At 65.9% G+C, this 1,009-nt stretch carries 1 protein-coding gene; it reads left to right on the top strand.

What is annotated here, in order from left to right; genetic code table 11:
- A partial coding sequence (locus MLD63_RS17920) for a phage/plasmid primase, P4 family (RefSeq protein WP_255331254.1) occupies window positions 1-852 on the top strand: 852 nt, incomplete at its 5' end.
- Between the last annotated feature and the right edge of the window lie 157 nt (window positions 853-1,009).

Raw genomic sequence — 1,009 nt, 5'->3', positions numbered from 1 at the left:
CAAGCCTATCTGCAGCGCATGGCAGGCTACTGCCTGACCGGATCGACACGCGAGCAGGTGTTCTTTTTCTTCCACGGAACCGGCGCAAACGGGAAGACGGTCTTTCTGCAGACGCTCTCGGCGGTCCTCGGCACCTATGCCGCGACTGCAGCCCTGGGGACCTTCACGGCCGGGCGGAGCGAACGTCATCTCACGGAGCTGGCCGGCCTACGCGGCGCGCGGCTGGTGGTGGTCTCAGAGACGGAGTCGGGCCAAAGCTGGGCCGAGGGACGCATCAAGACCATCACGGGCGGCGAGCCTGTCCGAGCGAACTTCATGCACCGCGACCATTTCGAGTTCCGGCCCCAGTTCAAGTTGATCGTCGCCGGCAATCACCGTCCGGCCTTCACCTCGATCAACGAAGCGATCCGTCGGCGCCTTCATCTCGTCCCCTTCCCGGTCACCATTCCGGCAGAACATCGCGACCCGCTGCTTTGTAGCCGCCTTCTCGCGGAGCGCGACGGGATCCTCGCCTGGGCGCTCGCGGGATGCGCGGAATGGTTGCGCAAGGGGCTAGCCCCGCCGATCGCGATCACCGCCGCTAGTTCGGATTACGTGACAGACGAGGACACCGTCGGCGAATGGATCGAGGAGTGCTGCGGCACCGGCCCGGACCGCAAGGCCACGGCGAAATCTCTCTACGCCAGCTGGTCGACGTGGGCAGAAGCGTCGGGCGCGCCGAAAGGTTCGCAGAAGTCTCTTGGAGAAGCGCTGCGCGAGCGCCACTTCCGGGCGGCGAAGGTTAATGGCGCCCGGGGTTGGCTCGGCATCGCGCCGCTGCATCGGCAGCCGCAGGCAGAGGCAGCCCAATGAACCCGCTGCACCCCCGTCATCTCCGGCCACTCGAACGCCGTGCCGAGCTGTGCCGTCTTCTGGCACTAGGGCTCGTTCGGTTGCGGCTGCGGGAGGCAAGCGAACGATGTGACGATCTTGGAGAAAGTTCCCTACACTATCCGCCCGACCGATGCCG

The sequence above is a fragment of the Paracoccus albicereus genome, assembly GCF_024359525.1.
Taxonomy (GTDB): Bacteria; Pseudomonadota; Alphaproteobacteria; order Rhodobacterales; family Rhodobacteraceae; genus Paracoccus; species Paracoccus albicereus.
This window is presented reverse-complemented; position numbering and strand designations above follow the sequence as displayed.